Origin of the sequence: Actinokineospora sp. PR83 (assembly GCF_021056305.1) — a bacterium.
Taxonomy (GTDB): Bacteria; Actinomycetota; Actinomycetes; order Mycobacteriales; family Pseudonocardiaceae; genus Actinokineospora; species Actinokineospora spheciospongiae.
Genome location: NZ_JAJCXD010000024.1, coordinates 1 through 15,506, shown reverse-complemented (window position 1 = coordinate 15,506; position 15,506 = coordinate 1). Strand labels below are relative to the sequence as shown.

At 74.3% G+C, this 15,506-nt stretch carries 17 protein-coding genes; 4 read left to right on the top strand and 13 right to left on the bottom strand.

Going from position 1 to position 15,506, the window contains the following annotated elements; all coding sequences use genetic code 11:
• Positions 1-14 precede the first annotated feature (14 nt).
• The 6 genes from L6E12_RS07555 to L6E12_RS07530 form a co-directional block, all read right to left on the bottom strand.
• On the bottom strand, positions 15-1,559 hold the full coding sequence (locus L6E12_RS07555) for a bifunctional 3-(3-hydroxy-phenyl)propionate/3-hydroxycinnamic acid hydroxylase (RefSeq protein WP_236227158.1): 1,545 nt from the start codon (positions 1,557-1,559) through the stop codon (positions 15-17).
• A gap of 91 nt (positions 1,560-1,650) precedes the next feature.
• On the bottom strand, positions 1,651-2,208 hold the full coding sequence (locus L6E12_RS07550; protein ID WP_236227157.1) for a hypothetical protein: 558 nt from the start codon (positions 2,206-2,208) through the stop codon (positions 1,651-1,653).
• A complete protein-coding gene (locus tag L6E12_RS07545) occupies positions 2,205-2,708 on the bottom strand; it encodes a hypothetical protein (RefSeq protein WP_236227156.1) in 504 nt (167 codons plus the stop codon). Before L6E12_RS07545 ends, L6E12_RS07550 begins: the two co-directional genes overlap by 4 nt.
• Positions 2,701-2,940, bottom strand: coding sequence for a hypothetical protein (locus L6E12_RS07540; protein WP_236227155.1), 240 nt, complete (start codon positions 2,938-2,940; stop codon positions 2,701-2,703). Before L6E12_RS07540 ends, L6E12_RS07545 begins: the two co-directional genes overlap by 8 nt.
• A 153-nt stretch (positions 2,941-3,093) precedes the next feature.
• The gene (locus L6E12_RS07535; protein WP_236227154.1) at positions 3,094-4,197 is read right to left on the bottom strand and encodes a hypothetical protein; all 1,104 of its coding nucleotides are present in this window, start codon (positions 4,195-4,197) and stop codon (positions 3,094-3,096) included.
• Between the two features lie 82 nt (positions 4,198-4,279).
• Positions 4,280-4,951: a TetR/AcrR family transcriptional regulator gene (locus L6E12_RS07530; RefSeq protein WP_236227153.1), complete on the bottom strand. Its 672-nt coding sequence runs from the start codon at positions 4,949-4,951 to the stop codon at positions 4,280-4,282.
• A 95-nt stretch (positions 4,952-5,046) separates the two neighbouring features.
• Here L6E12_RS07530 and L6E12_RS07525 point away from each other — a divergent pair, with 95 nt between their 5' ends.
• Positions 5,047-5,970, top strand: a complete 924-nt coding sequence (locus L6E12_RS07525) for an SDR family oxidoreductase (protein WP_236227152.1) — start codon at positions 5,047-5,049, stop codon at positions 5,968-5,970.
• A gap of 12 nt (positions 5,971-5,982) precedes the next feature.
• Here the strand turns inward: L6E12_RS07525 and L6E12_RS07520 are convergent, their stop codons facing one another.
• From L6E12_RS07520 to shbA, 4 genes are all read right to left on the bottom strand, one after another.
• A complete protein-coding gene (locus tag L6E12_RS07520; protein ID WP_236227151.1) occupies positions 5,983-6,498 on the bottom strand; it encodes an OsmC family protein in 516 nt (171 codons plus the stop codon).
• 237 nt (positions 6,499-6,735) lie between these two features.
• Positions 6,736-8,013 carry a carboxylesterase family protein gene (locus L6E12_RS07515; RefSeq protein WP_236227150.1) on the bottom strand — a complete coding sequence of 426 codons (1,278 nt, stop codon included), beginning with the start codon at positions 8,011-8,013 and terminating at the stop codon, positions 6,736-6,738.
• Positions 8,014-8,124: 111 nt separating this feature from the next.
• Entirely contained in the window at positions 8,125-8,553 is a 429-nt protein-coding gene (locus tag L6E12_RS07510) for a hypothetical protein (protein WP_236227149.1), read from the bottom strand.
• Positions 8,554-8,709: 156 nt separating this feature from the next.
• A complete protein-coding gene (gene shbA, locus L6E12_RS07505; protein WP_236227148.1) occupies positions 8,710-9,312 on the bottom strand; it encodes an RNA polymerase sigma factor ShbA in 603 nt (200 codons plus the stop codon).
• 204 nt (positions 9,313-9,516) lie between these two features.
• Here shbA and L6E12_RS07500 point away from each other — a divergent pair, with 204 nt between their 5' ends.
• Both L6E12_RS07500 and L6E12_RS07495 read left to right on the top strand, forming a co-directional pair.
• On the top strand, positions 9,517-10,296 hold the full coding sequence (locus L6E12_RS07500; RefSeq protein WP_236227147.1) for a GNAT family N-acetyltransferase: 780 nt from the start codon (positions 9,517-9,519) through the stop codon (positions 10,294-10,296).
• Positions 10,297-10,465: 169 nt separating this feature from the next.
• A complete protein-coding gene (locus L6E12_RS07495; RefSeq protein ID WP_236227146.1) occupies positions 10,466-11,092 on the top strand; it encodes a DUF6518 family protein in 627 nt (208 codons plus the stop codon).
• A gap of 91 nt (positions 11,093-11,183) precedes the next feature.
• On the opposite strand, the gene L6E12_RS07490 is transcribed toward L6E12_RS07495, so the two are convergent.
• Positions 11,184-11,570: a bacteriophage spanin2 family protein gene (locus L6E12_RS07490; RefSeq protein ID WP_236227145.1), complete on the bottom strand. Its 387-nt coding sequence runs from the start codon at positions 11,568-11,570 to the stop codon at positions 11,184-11,186.
• A gap of 251 nt (positions 11,571-11,821) precedes the next feature.
• Positions 11,822-12,253, bottom strand: coding sequence for a DUF2000 family protein (locus L6E12_RS07485; protein WP_236227144.1), 432 nt, complete (start codon positions 12,251-12,253; stop codon positions 11,822-11,824).
• A 48-nt stretch (positions 12,254-12,301) separates the two neighbouring features.
• On the opposite strand from L6E12_RS07485, the gene L6E12_RS07480 reads away from it, so the two are divergent.
• A complete protein-coding gene (locus tag L6E12_RS07480; RefSeq protein WP_236227143.1) occupies positions 12,302-13,090 on the top strand; it encodes an AraC family transcriptional regulator in 789 nt (262 codons plus the stop codon).
• A 46-nt stretch (positions 13,091-13,136) separates the two neighbouring features.
• On the opposite strand, the gene L6E12_RS07475 is transcribed toward L6E12_RS07480, so the two are convergent.
• A partial coding sequence (locus L6E12_RS07475; RefSeq protein WP_236227142.1) for a cation-translocating P-type ATPase occupies positions 13,137-15,506 on the bottom strand: 2,370 nt, incomplete at its 5' end.

Here is a 15,506-nt window from a genome sequence, read left to right as displayed (position 1 = left end):
GGGTGTGGCCCTGTTCAGCGCCCGGTCTTCCCGCTGTGGTGCCCGGCCGGGCCCCCGGGTGAGAACAGTTCCACGCAGGTGGGCACTTCCCGGGTCGGGAATCCGGTGACGACGACGCGGTCCGGGCGGACGAGGGCGGCGCGGGAGCGCCCGAGCCAGCGGAGGAGTTCGGGGCAGCCGTCCGCGCACACGACCACCGCGCCGAGCCTGCGGGCGGTGGTGGCCGGGGCGGGTTCCAATGGTCCTCTGTGGATGATGCCGAAGGCGTTGCCCAGCACGTCGTCGAGGCGGCGGGGGCCGGTGTCGGTGGTGATGTGCGGTTGGGGGCACAGGGTTCCGGCGAGGCGGTCGCGGGGGCCGGAGCGGACCAGGGGTCCCCTGGACAGGCGGGGGGAGGTGGTCTTGAGGACCAGGTCGGTGAAGCCGGGGATCCGGCCCGCGCCCGCGATCGCCCGCCTGCGGAGGGCGGCGCCGAGCGGGCCGCCGCCGGTCATGGCCCAGCCGACGCCCACGGCGGTGCGGATCATCGTCGTGGCGTGGGGGCGGCGTTCGGGCTCGTAGGTGTCCAGGAGGCACTCGTCGGCGGTGCCGGTGAGCACGGCGGCCAGCTTCCAGGTGAGGTTCGCGGCGTCGCGGAGGCCGGAACCCAGGCCCTGGCCGATGAACGGGGGTGTCAGGTGGGCGGCGTCGCCGAGGAGGAAGGTGCGGCCCCGGCGCCAGCGGTCGGCGACCTGGGCGCGGAAGGTGTACTCGGCTCGGCGCAGCACCTCGACCTCGGCGCCGCCGGTCCACGGGTGCAGGAGGGCGTCGAGGTCCACGTCGGCGCTGGTCTCACCCTGGCGCAGGCGGAACTCCCAGCGGTAGCGCTCGGCGCCGACCTGCATGAAGGTGGCGGCGCGGTGCGGGTCGCAGACCTGGTAGACCCCGTTCCAGACGTCCAACTGCGTCGGGCAGAGCACGTCGACGACCAGCCACCGCTCCTCGAAGCGCAGGTCGCGCACCCCGACGCCGAGGGCCGCCCGGGTGGGGCTGTTCGCGCCGTCGCAACCGAGGAGGGCGCGGGCGTCGAGGTGGCCGACCGCCCCGGTGGCGAGGTCGCGGACGTGCACCCGCACCGGGTCGCGGGGGCCCGCCGGGAGTTCCGTGCGGACGACCTCGTGGCCGCCGCGCAGGTCGATCTCGGGGTGCTCGGCCGCCGCGGCGCGCAGCAGCCGCTCCAGGTCGGGTTGGTCGAACAGGTTCGCCTGCGGCCAGCCGTGCGCGCCCTCCAGGCTGTCCCGGCGGAACTCGACGATCGTGCGCAGCCCGCCGTCGACCAGGCGCAGCCCGGCCACCGGTCGGCTGATGGCGCGGAACCCCTCCGCCACGCCCACCTGTTGCAGGATGCGCACCACCTCGTCGTCGAGGTGCACCGCACGCGGCAGCGGGTAGACCTCGCGGTGCCGCTCCAGGACGACGCTGCGGACCCCGTGCCGGGCCAGCAGGATGGCCGAGGTCAGCCCGGTCGGTCCGGCGCCGACGACGACCACCGGCAGCGCTTCGGCGGGAGGCACGGTCATGGCGGCCACGGTACGGAATGCCACCGCTGGACCCGCCGGTGGACGACTCCGAACGACTGGGGGTTCCCCCGGCCGGGCGGCGGGACGGGCGTCACTGGATCGGAGCCTGGGTGATCCCCGAGAGGCGCCAGCCGTCGGCGGTGCGGGTCACGGTGGCGACCATGCGCACCAGCTTCTCCGACGAGGCGGTGGCGGACTCCACCGTGACGCGGAGGGCGACGAGGACGGTCGCGGTGCCGCGGTCCGCGTCGACGCGTTCCGCCGCGGCGACGAGGACGCGGCCGGTGCTGGACGCCCCGGCCGCGAGGAACCTCTCCCGGTTCGAGGTCCGCTCGGTGCGCAGCGAGTCGAGTAGTTCGCCGGTGGCGACCGCCTCCCAGGCGTCGTAGTCGGCGTCGAAGGTGTCGGCCCGCAGCGTGTTGAAGATGCGCGCGCCGTCGCCGCCCACCCGGACCACGTCGTCGCGGGTGGTGGCGGCCTCGCGGTCGGCGGGGGACCCGGTGGACTGCACGGGGACGGCGGTTCCCGCGGTGGTCCGGCCTCCGAGCAGGACCGCGACCACGACGGCCACCACCACCAGGGCGAGGGCGACCACGGCGACGACCAGTGCCCTGCGGCCCGCGGCGGGTGCCGCCGGGTGGGCGTTCACCGGGCACCCAGCAGGTCGATGGCGGACCCCTTGGCCTGCTGCCAACCACTGCCGCCGCGGACCAGGGTCAGGACGAACTGCGTGCCCCCGGAGTTCGGGGCCTCACCCGGCCGTGCGCTGGACTGGGTCAGGAACAGCAGGACCTCGGCCTTCCCCGGGTCGAGGAGGCGGACCCCGGAGTGCGTGACCTTCGACGTCACCTGCTGTTCCCGCACGGTCTTCTCCGCCTGGCCGAGCAGTTCGGCGTACTGGGTGACCAGGTCGCCGGTGATGAGGTCGGCGGCCTCGGCGCGCTGCGCGGGCATGTCCGCGCCCGAGTAGGAGAACAGCGCCTCGGCGATCGCCACCGCCCTGGCCTGCGCCTGGGCGGTCTCCGCGTGGTCGACGTGCGCCCGGTTGTCCGGCTGCCGCGCCGCATCCGCGCCCAGGACGGTCAGCGCAAGAGCGTCGAGCACCAGCGCGAGCACGATCCCCACCCCGGGGAGCCTTCTGTCACCCATGCGGAAGTAGTACCAGCAGCGGCGGGGGTCGTCCGCCGTTTTCCGCAACACCGGCCCGGTCCGCGCTCAGACCGCCGCGGTGCCGAGCCTGGCCGAGTAGCGCCGGTAGTACGAGCGGCCGAACACGCGCGAGGCGATCTTGCCCTTGGCGGAGGTTGCGGAAGAACCAGTCCCCCTCGGCCGGGTCGGTGGCGTCGAGGACGACGCCGATGGTGACCATGCCGATGCTCATGGTTCCGTCCCACTCCACCGGCCGTCGCCGACCGCTGGTGTCCTGTGCGCGGTCACCCTACCGACGCCCGCTTGAGCGCTGCCTGCTTGCGGCTCGCCCCTCGGTCGGGTCCGTTCTTCCCGTTGTGCGCCATCACCACCACCCGAGTGCTCATCACGGACCGGCCCCGCCGATCTCCGGGAACGCCCGGCGGACTTCGGCGAAGAGCACCGCGGTCCGGCCGAAGCCGAAGGCCCCGGCCCCGGACGCCAGCGCGTCCAGGGCCACGCGCAGGGGGTCGTCCTCGTGGAAGGCGAGGAGCACGGGGAAGGCCATCGCCTGCTGGAGGCAGTTCTCGGTGGAACCGTCCACTGAGGTCACAGTGGAGCGCGGCACGCGCTCGTCGCCGAGCAGCCGGTCCCACACCACCCGGGGGTCGCCGAAGGCGGGTGGCAGGGGATCACCGCGCTCGACCGCCGCCAGCGCCTCGGCGATCCAGTCGACACCGGCCAGCCCCGCCTCCGCCAAGGCGCGGCGGGCGACCCAGCGGGCGAGCCGCCACTGCGTGTCGGTGTCGGTCGCCACGACCGCGTCCACCAGGTCGCGGTCCAGCCTGGCCACGGCCACCGCGTTGCCGGTCACGTCCCGCAGCCGCTCGCTCGGCGCCCGCCCGCCCCAGGTCTCGGCTTCTTGCCGGGCCTCTCGTTCTTCGGCGGTCCGCCGCGCCTCGGCTTGGCGCACCCGCTCGACCTCCGCTCGGTGCTCGGGTGTGGGCGGTGGTGCCATTTCGCGGGCGGTGCGGTGGAAGTAGGCGGCGTAGGCGCTCGTCTGCCGCACCACCCGGTCCGGCGCGGGCGGCGCGGGCCAGAACTGGAGGAGGTAGCGGTCCACCTCCGGTTCCTCCGCGAACCGGACGTCCTTGGCGTTCCCCTCCTCCATGCGCACACCGCAGTAGCGCACCCGGTAGTCGATCTCCTCCAGGTGCAGCGGCCAGACCCGGCCACCGCCCCACTCGCTCAGCACGGCCTCCCCACGAGGCCGGAAGGGGACTTCGACGACCTCCTCCCACTCCTCCCCCACCGGCGGCTCGTCCTCGTGCACCTCCACGGCGAACTCGACCGTCCCGGTGTGCAGACCGGTGGTCAGGAACAGCACGCCGGGCATCCGCGCACCGCACAGCCCGTTGCGCTGGCCGTACAAGCACTCGGTGAACTCCGGCGCGTCGTCCCCGCTGTGGACGTAGATCTGCGAGTAGGACACGTGTGCAGATCCGCTCATGACAGTCCAGACATCCCCCATGGCACCATCTTCACGCGGCCCACCGACAAAAACGCCACCGGGCGAGCAGAACCAGAATCGGTCAACGGGGCCGGCGGGCCAGGAGGCCCGCCAGGAACACCCCCAGCGCCTCGGTGAGCGTGGCGGTGAAGTCGAGCCGGAGCGCCGCGAGGTCGGGGTTGGCGGCGTAGGCGGCGAGCATGGCCTTGGACGGGCGGCTGTGCGCCCACAGGGCACCGGCCAGCACGACCGTGGCGCCCGCGAAGTTGGTGGAGTCGGCTCCCCCCAGTTCCGGGACGCACCGGCGGGCCACCCCCGCCAGGGTGGCGATGTGGGCGAGGGTGGCGCGCTTGTAGTCGGCGGCGATCTGCGGGGAGACGTTGTGCTCCAGCACAGCGGCCTGGTTGCCGAGCAGGTCGCACAGGGTGGGGCGGGCCGCCAGCGAGGACGCGGTGGTCGTGGTGAGCGCGTCGAGGCGGTCGGGCAGCGCGGCGTCGGCGGGGGTGGTGAGGGCGGCGTCGAGGTCGGTGAGCCACTGGCGGGTGGCGGTGTCGAGGAGTTCGAGGAGGATTTCCTCGCGGGACTCGAAGTAGCGCAGGACGTTGGACTTGGCCAGGCAGACGCGCCTGCTCAGCTCGTTCAGGCTGAGCTGGGCGACCGGCATCTCGGTCAGCATCGCGGCGGCGGTGTCGAGGATGGTCCGCCTGCGCTTCGCGCGCTGCTCCTCGCTGCGGGCGCGCTTGAAGGACGTCATGCGCCCAGCCTAGAAGACCGATGGTCTCTTGTCAGCAGACCAGCGGTCTGTTAGCGTCGGCGTCGTAACAGACCACCAGTCTTTAAGGAGTTCCGATGTACGTCGTCCCCGATCAGACCGGCAGGCTCGTCGTCGTGACCGGTGCGAACAGCGGGCTTGGCAAGGAGGCCGCGCGCAGGTTGGCCGAGGTGGGGGCGCGGGTCGTGCTGGCCGTGCGCACACCGGCCAAGGGTGAGGAGGCGAAGGCGGAGATCCTGGCCGCGCACCCGGCGGCGCGGGTGGAGGTGCGCCGGGTGGACCTGGCCGACCTGGCCTCCGTGCGGGAGTTCGCCGACGGCCTGCTGGCCGACGGCACCCCGCTGGACCTGCTGGTCAACAACGCGGGTGTGATGGCCCCGCCGAAGCGGATGACCACCGCCGACGGGTTCGAGCTCCAATTCGGCGGCAACCACCTCGGCCACTTCGCCCTGACCGTGCGCCTGCTGCCGCTGCTGCTCGCCGCCGACGCTCCTCGGGTGGCCACCATGAGCAGCGGCCTGGCCGCCGCGGGCCGGATCAACTACGACGACCTGCACTCAGAGCGCCGCTACCGGCCGATAGCGGCCTACGGGCGGTCGAAGCTGGCGAACCAGATGTTCACCCAGCACCTCGCCGCCCTGGCCGCCGAGCGCGGGTGGGACCTGCTCAGCACCGGCGCCCACCCCGGTTTTGCCCGCACGAACCTGCAGACCGCGGGCGCCAGCCTCGGCCGCGACAAGCCCACCGAGAGCTGGTTCACCCGCGTCAGCCTGATGCCCTCGCACGGGGTGGAGGCCGCCGCCGAGCCGCTGCTGCACGCCGCCACCAGCCCGGACGCGACGGCGGGCGGCTACTACGGGCCCGGTGGCCGGTTCGGGCTGGTCGGCCCCACGACCACCGTCCGGCCCACCCGCCGGGCGCGGGACGCCGCGGCCAACGCGCGCCTGTGGGCCGAGTCCGAGCGCCTGACCGGCGTCACCCTGTCCGCGCAGGCGGTCTGACCCGCCCCGCCGTCAGGCCAGGCGGACGTCGACCGGGACCGCGGCGGTGAGCGTGTGGCCCACCGGGGAGCTGGCGATCACCTTGGTGTGCAGGGCTTCCAGGTCGGCGCGGTCGGCGGGCGAGTCGATCCGCACGGTGGCGGTGATGCCGTCGAAGCCCGCGTGCCCCTCGGCCAGGCCCAGGAAGACGTGCAGGTCCACGTCGCCCTTGACGTCGACGGTCAGCTTGTCGAGCTGGATGCCCGCGACCGTGGCGTTGGCGGCGTAGCCCACGGCGAGGCAGTTGCCCAGGGCGCTGAGAAGCTGCTCGACCGGGTTCGCCGCGGTGTCGCCGCCGCCGAGGGCGGGGGGCTCGTCCGACTTGGCCGCCGGGAACTGGCGGACCTTGGCCTCCGACTGGAAACCGCCGGTCCAGGTCACGTGGGCCGCCCACGTGGTCTTGGCCTTGGCGCTGTCGGCCTGGACGGCGGCGACCAGGCCGCCCACCGCCTCGATGTCCACCTGGTTGAGCCGCACCTGAGTCGTCACGCGTTCCTCCGGGAATCGTCGGGGAGTGCTGTGCCTCCACGATCCCACCGCTTCGGCGGTCCACAGCGGACTCCCACATCGCGGGAGCGGTCGAGGCGTTCACGAAGACGTCACCACGTGTCAACACGGGGCCCGGACGGGGCGGCAGGGTGCGGGTGATCCGGTGGCGGGTCTCGGCGGGGTCGATGTGGAGCCGGGTCCTGGATCTCGTCGCGGTGCGGGCCGGAGGTCTGGCGGTCAACCGAACCGCAGGTTGGTGGAATCCAGGGCCGCGACACCGCCGCGGGCGAAATCGCCCCAGGTGCGGCGGAGCCTGGTGGCGAGGGCGCGGTCGAGGGGTTTGCCGCCCATCATCGGGGAGTCCGACCAGGAGTCCGGCGTGCCCAGGAGGTACGGGAGTTCGACGCAGTGCCCCGCGCCCAGGAAGCCGGGGGCCCGGTCGAACCGGTACCGCGCCACCGATCCGCCGTTCGACGCCCACGTGTCGGCGAGTCTGTTCGCCGGGTCGGCGAAGACCTGCTTCGTAGCGCCCGCCGAGACGATTCGGGTCACCGACCTGCCCAGCCGGGTGAGGCGGCGGCCCGCTGGGGACATGACCACGAACGGGCTGGCGTCGTGCTTGGTGTAGCCGATCAGGAGTTCCACCCGGGACGCCGCGTCCGCGAGGCGGGCGGGCACCTCCGCTGCGGTGGGCAGCGGGTCGCTGCCCAGGACCGGCCCGTAGGGCATGCCCGCGAACGCGCCGAAGCGGCGCGCCACCGCGACCGCCTCCTGCTGGGCGGCGAGGATCTCCGCCGTGCTCGCCTCGCGGGCGAGGTGGGTGAGCCGGGCTCGCACGGCCGCGAACAGCGATGCCCGCTCCTGCGAGATGCTCAGCGGCGCGCTCTGCATGATCGCCCGGTGGAACAGGCCGTCGGCCTCCTGCGACAGCAGGAGGGCCAGCACCGAGTCCGCGCCCGCCGACTGGCCGAAGGCGGTGACGTCGGCCGGGTCGCCGCCGAAGTCGGCGATGTTGTCGCGCATCCAGCGCAGGGCGAGCACCTGGTCGAGCAGGCCGAGGTTGTCCGCGCCGCCCGCCTGGCTGGGGGCGAGGTAGCCGAGGATGCCGACGCGGTAGCTGACGTTCACCACCACGACCCCGGCCTCGGCCGCCAGCGCCACCGGGTCGTACTTGGCGCACTCCCCGGTGCCCTCGACGTAGGCGCCGCCGTGGATCCACACCATGACCGGCAGCCCGTCGGCACCCGAGGGCGCGGCGACGGTCACGACCAGGCAGTCCTCGCTGTGGACCATGCCGCCGGTGAACTCGCCGGTGGCGAAGCCCAGCCGGGAGGGCGGTTGCGGGCAGACCGGTCCGCGCCGGGTGGCGTCCACGACCCCCGACCAGGGCCGCACCGCCTCGGGCCGCTCGAACCGGCCCGCCGTCGCGTACCGGACGCCGCGCGCCAGCACCACCGCGCCGTCGTCGGTGACGAGCAGGGTCCCCATCCGGGTCCGGAGCTGACGCTGCGACATGGGGGGCACCCTACAACCGAGGACCTCGGCCCCGAGTCCGAAGCCGCCGCCCCACCTCGGAGGCGGCGGTCATACCGGGCTCATCGGGGTGCCGACGGATGAGCGAGAACCTCACCTCGACACCGCGGCGGTGTAGTCGGTCCGGGCGTCCAACCACAGCACGGCGTCGACGAACCGCTGCGGCGGCAGGTACCCGTGTTCCCCGACGTAGTGCGCTATCAAGGAGGGGGCTGCGTAGACCGTCCCGTCGGGACCTTCGAAGTGCGCCTCGGCATGGCCGAGGAAATGCTTCGACCCGGGGATTCCCGGCACCGGCTGGATCCAGAAGCCGTCGTCGTCCCCGCAGAACGGGCACATGTGCAGGCCACGCGTCACGTTGACCTCATACGCGTAGACGATCCGGTGCAGCGCGTCGGCGAACTCCGGCGCCACATCGGAGCCGACCTCGTCGTCGGGCCCGAGCCAGCCGACGTTGAACGCGTGGGTCCACGGCGGTGCCAGGTCGCCGTACTCGTAGGCGGACAAGTCCGGGTAGATCATCAACCAACCACCTTCCGGCAAGCCGCCCAGTGACACACACCCGTGTCCAAGACGCCCTTTCCGTGGCCGACACACATCCTGATCGTCGTACCCTACGGACGCCCGCCCGGTGGCCCGTCCACCGGCCTGCGTGCCTGTCAGCGCGGGGCGTGGGGACTACCGCAGCTTCCGCCGCAACGCGGTGAGCGCCCGGTGCTGGGCCACCCGCACCGCGCCGGGTGTCGTCCCGAGGGCCTGCGCGGTCTCCGCGGCGGAGAGCCCCACCATGACCCGCAGGAACAGAACCTCCCGCTGCGCGACCGGCAGGGTGGCCACGAGCGCCGCGGCCCGGTCGCCGCGCTCGCGGTCGAGGAGCCGCTGCTCCGGGTCGGCCTGGCCGTCGGGCCGGTCGGCGAACTCCCACACCGGGCTGGACCGGTCCCGCGAACCGGTCCGGTACACGTCGGCGACCTTCTTGGACGCGATGGCGTAGACGAAGGCCATGAACGGCCGCCCGTCCGACCGGTAGGCGGGGATCGCCTTCACCAGGGCCAGGCAGGTCTCCTGCACCACGTCCTCGACGGAGACGAACGCGTCCCGGGCGGGCCGCAGCCGGTTCCGCGCGTACCGCAGCACCAGGGGCCGCACCACCGCGAGCACCTCGGCCAGCGCCGCCCGCTCCCCCGCGTGCACCCGCGCGACCAGGCCGAGCAACACCCGGTCGGTCCGGTCCCCACCGGGCTCCCCGTCCTCGCACACCGCCGCACCGGTGTCGACCATGCGACTCCTCCTCCCGCCCCCGCCCGCCGCCCGGGCCACCCGGGTCGTCGCGTTCGGACCAACGCCCCCGATCCTGACCCCTCCCGCCGGGCGCGTCACCACCCCGGGCGACTTTGTCAAGCAGTTGTCATGCCGGGCCCGCCGCTGCCCGGTCGAACGGGGTGCGCCGGGACCCCGCGGCGCGGGGGGCGGTTCGATGGGGCGGTGGACCTACTGGACAGCATGGAGCGCAACCTCGCCGAACACGCCGCCCACCTGCACCGGCGGCTGCCCGGGGCGGTGGTGGTGGACAGCGCCGACCTGCTCATCGCCGACAGCGGGATCGCCGACGACACCTTCAACATCGTCGCCAGGGCGCGGTTCGAGTCCGGGGCGCCCCGGCGGCGGGTGCGGCAGACGGTGGACCGGGTGACCGCGACCGGGCGGCCGTTCTCCTGGTGGGTGGGACCGGGCTCGCCCGAACTCGACCAGCTCCTGGTGGACGCCGGGCTGTCCGCCGCGGAGTCCGAGGCCGGGATGTGGCTGGACCTGCGCCGGTCGCGGCCGGACCGGGAGCCGTCCGGGCTGGACATCCGGGTGGTGGGCACCGCCGCCGAGCTGGCGGACTTCGCCCGCGTGCTCGCCGCCAACTGGGAACCGCCCGCCGCGACCGTGGAGCGGTTCTTCGCCGACGCCGCGGCGCACGCCCTCGACTCGGCGTCGTCGTACCTGGTGGGGTACGTCGACGGCGTGCCGGTGTGCACGGCTGAGGTGTTCCGGCACGCCGACGTCGCCGGGATCTACAACGTCGCGACGTTGGTCGCGCACCGGCGGAAGGGGTACGCGGGGGCGATCACGGAGGCTGCTCTGCGGTGCGCGCGGGAGTCGGTCGCGGTGCTCCAGGCTTCGGATGAGGGGAAGTCGGTGTACCGGCGGTTGGGGTTTGTCGAGTGTGGACGGTTCACGGAGTACACCGTGCCTGCGGGTGGGGTGGGCTTGGCGTAGCGGATTCGGGCTGCCGTGTTCCCAACCCGGGATCGTGGTGCCCAGGTGGGCACGGGGTACCGCGCGGACGGCGGCGCGGTTGGCCGACCGCACACCGCTGACGGTTGTCGGAATCCCGCTATACCCTCCATGTGTACACTCGGTGCATACTCAATTCGGTGGAGGAAACGTGAGCACTGTGGCGACGGCGACCCGGCCCGGGCACCGGCCCCTGGTCGTGGCCCTGGGATTGGGGGTGCCGCTGGGCGCGGTGACGTTCCTGCTCCAGTTGACCCCCATCGGGTTGGCCGCGAATTCGCTCGCCTTCTGGGCGTTGTGGGCCTTCGCCGCCGGGGCGCTGGTCGACGGTGTCCGGTGGGCGATCACAACCGCGGCGTCGGTGCAACTGGTCGGACTCGTGACCTGGTACGGCATCACCTGGTCGATCGGGCAGTTCACCTGGTCGGCAGGCGGGCCGCGGGCGCTCGTCTGGGGGGCGGCGGCACTGGTCGCGGGCACGGTCTTCGGCGTGGCGGGCACGTGGTGGCGGAATCGGCCGGGGACGACCGCTTCGGAGGCGGGCATCGCGCTCATCGCGTCGGTCCACGCCTGGTCGGCGCTCTACCGCTACGGCGCGCTCGGCTACTTCGGTTGGGGGACGGTCGACCTGGTCACCGCCGTGGTGCTGCTGCTCGCGTTGGGGCGCACGGCGCGGGAGCGGCTGCGGGCCGCCGGGATGGCGGTGCCGCTCATCGCGCTGGGGATCGGTGGCGGAGTGCTGTTGCTGGACCTGATCGAGTCCTCCGGCGCCCTCTGACGCTCTCGCCGTCGCGGACCGACCACCGGGTCCGCCGTGCGCCCCGCCCGCACCGACCGGCGGGCCGGTGCGGGGGGCGATCCGCGCGGGGTCACTGCATCGAGCACGCCTGGAGCAGGGCAGCGGCCTGGTCGGTCTTGCGCTGCACCCAGACCACGGGCGAGGCGAGGTCGTCCAGGGTCACCGCGGCGAGCGTGTCGGACAGGTCCCGGATGGCGTCGTTCACCGTGGTGTCGGCGGCTTTGCCCGCCAGGTCGTTCAGGGTCTCGGCGGCGGTTCGGCTCTGCTCCACGGTGTTCTGCGGGTTCAGCACGTCCGGGACGAAGTCGACGGCGCCCACGGCGTCGAGGCAGACCTGGGCGCTGGACAGGGTTTGACTGGCCGCGGCAGCGGTGTCGGCGGCGTCCTGGAGGCCACTGCACCCGGTGAGCAGGGCGAGACTGCCCGCGACGGCGACGGCGATGAGGGAAGTGCGCATGGTGGTGCCTCCGGTCCGTGACCGAAGGTCTCCCCACCGCCGGACGAGCCGGGCGGCGCCGAGGCCGGGCGGGCACTGACCCACCGTACTGACGACCTGCGGCCGGAGGGGTACTCCCCTTCGCACCTCCAGCATCCGCACCCGCGCGCGCCCTGTCAAGGTGACCTGCCGCCCACCGGTTCACGGGCGGTTGGGGGTTCAAGGGCGGTCGGGTCAGGGACGGTTGATGGTGACGGCTGTTCGACCACCGGTCACGGGTGCATCCGGGCGCCCTTGAGGATCTTGTCGACGGCGTTGCGGGGGCCGTGCACGCCGAGCCCGACGAGGTCGAGGTGGTCGCGGGGCACCGCGCGGACGGCGGCGCGGTTGTCGCGGTCGTTGCCGGTGGCGAACAGGTCGGCGGTGAAGACCGACAGCCGCAGGCCGCGGCCGAGGGCCCGGGTGTGCGCGGCCGTGACGACCTCCTTGGCGCCCTGGAGCACCAGCACGGGCTGACCGAGCATCGGCAGGTACTCGGTGCCGTCGGCGTCGAGGTACGGCTCCCCGACCCGGTCGGGGTTGGCCGCGGTCAGGCCGCTGACCAGGAAGGCGGTGACGTTGAGCGCCTGCCAGCCCAGCAGGTCGTCGCGCAGCAGGACAGCGATCTTGGTGTCGAAGCGGATCGGTTCGGTGTCGTGTTCCACCGCCCCAGTCTCGGTGTGCCGGTGCCCGGCGTCTTGTACGTTCTTAGCGTGCCGGTCCGCACCGAGGTCACCGCGTGGCGGCCGTCGCTGGGCGGCGTCCGCGAGGTGCTGCACGCGCGGTTCGCCGAGCACGCCTACCCCGCGCACACCCACGACGCCTGGACCGTGCTGATCATCGACTCGGGTGTCGTCCGGTACGACCTGGACCGGCACGAGCACGGGGCGCTGACCTCCCAGGTGACGGTGCTGCCCCCGCACGTCCCGCACGACGGGCGCAACGCCACCCCGGACGGGTTCCGCAAGCGGGTCCTCTACCTCGGCCCCGAGCTGCTCGACCCCGGCCTGACCGGTGCCGCCGTGGACTCCCCCGGCATCCGGGACCCGGTGCTGCGCGACCAGGTGGACCGGCTGCACCGGGCGCTCGCCCCGCACCACGAGGACCTGGAGGCGCAGAGCAGGCTGGCCCTGATCTGCGAGCGCCTCGGCCTGCACCTGACCGGCGGTGAGACCGCCGCCCCCGCCGCCCGCGCCCCCGGCCTGGCCCGGCGGCTGCGCGACCTGCTCGACGCGCACACCGTCGAGGGCGTCACCCTCGACGAGGCCGCGGCCCGGTTGCACGCGCACCCGGCGCACCTGGTGCGCGCCTTCAGCGGTGAGTTCGGGCTGCCGCCGCACCGCTACCTCGTCGGCCGCCGGGTCGACCTGGCGCGGCGGCTGCTGCTCGACGGGATGGCGCCGGGGCAGGTGGCCGCGGCGGCCGGGTTCCACGACCAGTCGCACCTGGGCAGGCACTTCAAGCGGATGCTCGGCGTGCCGCCGTCCCGGTTCCGGGGGTGATCGCCGCGCGGGGTCCGCCCGCGCGGCGATCGGCTGATCACCCGGGTCAGCGCGGTTCGGCTCCCGAGGTGAACCGGACGGCCGGGAGGCGGGAGGCCGCCCGGCTCACGACCGCTTCCAGCGGTGGCACCAGCACCGGGCCGACGGCCGCGGCGCCCATCGCCGCGCCGACGCCCGCCCACGCGACCGGGCCCAGCGGGGTGCAGCCGAAGAAGTGGCTCACCCCCGGGGTCTGCACCACCGCGACCAGCGCCGCCGCCGACCCCAGGGTGGTGGCCAGGACCAGCGGGCTGTGCCGCCTGCCGGACAGGGTCTGCACGAGCTGCGAGCCGACCAGGCCGCACAGGGCCATCGTGCTGGTGCGCCGCGCGGTCCCCGGGGTCCACTTGCCGATCAGCCAGCCGGTGGTGGCGCCGAGGCCGGTGATGATGCCCCGGTGCCGGATCTGGGTGATCAGCGGACCGCCGAGCACCGCCGCGCCGACCGGGGCCTCCTCGCCGTCGCCCGCCTCGTCCCTGGCCGGGGTCACCGCCACGGCCATCGCCGGGAACATGTCGGTGAGCAGGTTGACCAGGAGCAGTTGGCGGGTGGACAGCGGGCAGGTGCCCGACAGCAGCGTGCCCAGGACGGTGAAGCCGACCTCGCCCGCGTTGCCGCCGATCAGGATGCCGATGGCGTCGGCGACGCTGCGCCACAGCGCGCGGCCCTCGGCCACCGCGCCGACCAGCGCCCCCAGGTCGTCGTCGGTGAGGACGAGGTCGGCGGCGTTGCGGGCGGCGGCGGAGCCGCGGGCGGCGATGCCGATGCCCACGTCGGCGGCGCGGATGGCGGCGGCGTCGTTGGCGCCGTCGCCGACCATCGCCACCACCCGGCCCGCGGCCCGCAGCGCCTCCACGACCTGCAGCTTCTGCTCGGGGGCGACCCTGGCCACCACCCCGGCGTCGCGCAGCAGCCGGGCGCCGCCCTCGCGGTCGAGGGCGGCGAGTTCGCCGCCGGTGACGACCTTGGTGTCCTCGGGCCAGCCGAGGCCGACCGCGATGGCGCGCGCGGTCCTCGGGTGGTCGCCGGTGAGCACGACGGGGGCCACGCCCGCCTCGCGCAGGCTCCGGACCAGCGGTTCGGCGCTGTCGCGCGGGGTGTCGGCGAGGGCGAGCAGGCCCTGGAACTCCAGCTCGGCCAGCGGCTTGTCCAGCACCTCGTCGGCGTCGTCGGCGGCGACCGGGCGGCGGGCGACCGCGAGCACGCGCAGTCCCGCCGAGGCCAGGGTCTCGACCAGCTCGCCGGTGTCGGCGGGCACCGCGGCGCACCCCGGCAGCACGACCTCGGGGGCGCCCTTGACCACCAGCAGCGTGTCGTCCCCGGTGCGCCCGACGGCCGCCGCGTACCCGCGGCTGGCCTCGAAGGGCAGGCCCGCAAGCTGCTCCCAGCCGCTGTCCTCGGGCCGCGCCGACAGCACGGCCTCGTCGGTGGCGTGCTCGTGCGCGCCCGTCTCGGTCGGCTGCCGCGGGCAGGCCCTGGCGGCGACCTCCAGGACGGCGGTGGCCTCGGGCGCGGCCACCGGGAAGACCCCGTCGGCGGTGGCCACCTCGACCACCCGGAGCCGGTTCTCGGTCAGCGTGCCGGTCTTGTCGAAGCACACCGTGTCCACCCGGCCCAGCGCCTCCAGCGTGCGGGCCGTGCGGACGAGGATGCCGTGCTTGCCCAGCCGCCGCGCCGCCGCCGTCTGGGCGACGGTGGCCACCAGCGGCAGTCCCTCCGGGACCGCCGCCACCGCGACGGCGACACCGCCGCCGATGGCCTCGCGGACCGGGCGACCGCGCAGCAGCGCGAACCCGGTCACCGCGGCGCCGCCGACCAGCGTCATCGGCAGCGCCTTGCCGGTCAGCTCGCGCAGCCGCGCCTGCACCCCGGCGGGCGGCGCGGTCCGCGAGGCCAGCGACACCGCGCGCCCGGCTTCGGTGTCGGCGCCGGTGCCGACCACCACGGCCCTGGCCCACCCGGCGACCACCGTCGTGCCCTCGAAGACCATGCACCGGCGGTCGGCGATGGCCGCGGCGGGTGTGGCGGTCGGCTCCTTGGCCACCGGCAGCGACTCCCCGGTGAGCGCGGACTCGTCCACCTCCAGGCTGTCGACCTCCAGCAACCGGGCGTCGGCGGGCACCACGTCACCGCCCCTGAGTTCGATCACGTGCCCGGGTGCCAGCCCGTCCGCGTCGACCACCTCGGTCCGGCGCTCGCCGACCACCCGCGCCCGCTGCCGCTGGGTGACGGCCAGCGCGGCCAGCGCCCGCTCGGCGCGCAACCGCTGACCGCCGCCCACCAGGGCGTTGACGCCCATGACGCCGACGACCAGCAGGGCGTCCACGGTGGAGCCCAGCACCGCCGAGGCGACCGCGCCGACGGCGAGCACGGGGGT

What these genes read in the sequence shown, in the direction of transcription:
- L6E12_RS07515 (WP_236227150.1), bottom strand. Translation starts at nt 8,013, where the DNA reads ATGTCGCAGCGTCAGCTCCGGACCCGGATGGGGACCCTGCTCGTCACC.
- L6E12_RS07510 (WP_236227149.1), bottom strand. Translation starts at nt 8,553, where the DNA reads ATGATCTACCCGGACTTGTCCGCCTACGAGTACGGCGACCTGGCACCG.
- L6E12_RS07530 (WP_236227153.1), bottom strand. Translation starts at nt 4,951, where the DNA reads ATGACGTCCTTCAAGCGCGCCCGCAGCGAGGAGCAGCGCGCGAAGCGC.
- L6E12_RS07535 (WP_236227154.1), bottom strand. Translation starts at nt 4,197, where the DNA reads ATGAGCGGATCTGCACACGTGTCCTACTCGCAGATCTACGTCCACAGC.
- L6E12_RS07555 (WP_236227158.1), bottom strand. Translation starts at nt 1,559, where the DNA reads ATGACCGTGCCTCCCGCCGAAGCGCTGCCGGTGGTCGTCGTCGGCGCC.
- L6E12_RS07540 (WP_236227155.1), bottom strand. Translation starts at nt 2,940, where the DNA reads ATGAGCATCGGCATGGTCACCATCGGCGTCGTCCTCGACGCCACCGAC.
- shbA (WP_236227148.1), bottom strand. Translation starts at nt 9,312, where the DNA reads ATGGTCGACACCGGTGCGGCGGTGTGCGAGGACGGGGAGCCCGGTGGG.
- L6E12_RS07525 (WP_236227152.1), top strand. Translation starts at nt 5,047, where the DNA reads ATGTACGTCGTCCCCGATCAGACCGGCAGGCTCGTCGTCGTGACCGGT.
- L6E12_RS07490 (WP_236227145.1), bottom strand. Translation starts at nt 11,570, where the DNA reads ATGCGCACTTCCCTCATCGCCGTCGCCGTCGCGGGCAGTCTCGCCCTG.
- L6E12_RS07545 (WP_236227156.1), bottom strand. Translation starts at nt 2,708, where the DNA reads ATGGGTGACAGAAGGCTCCCCGGGGTGGGGATCGTGCTCGCGCTGGTG.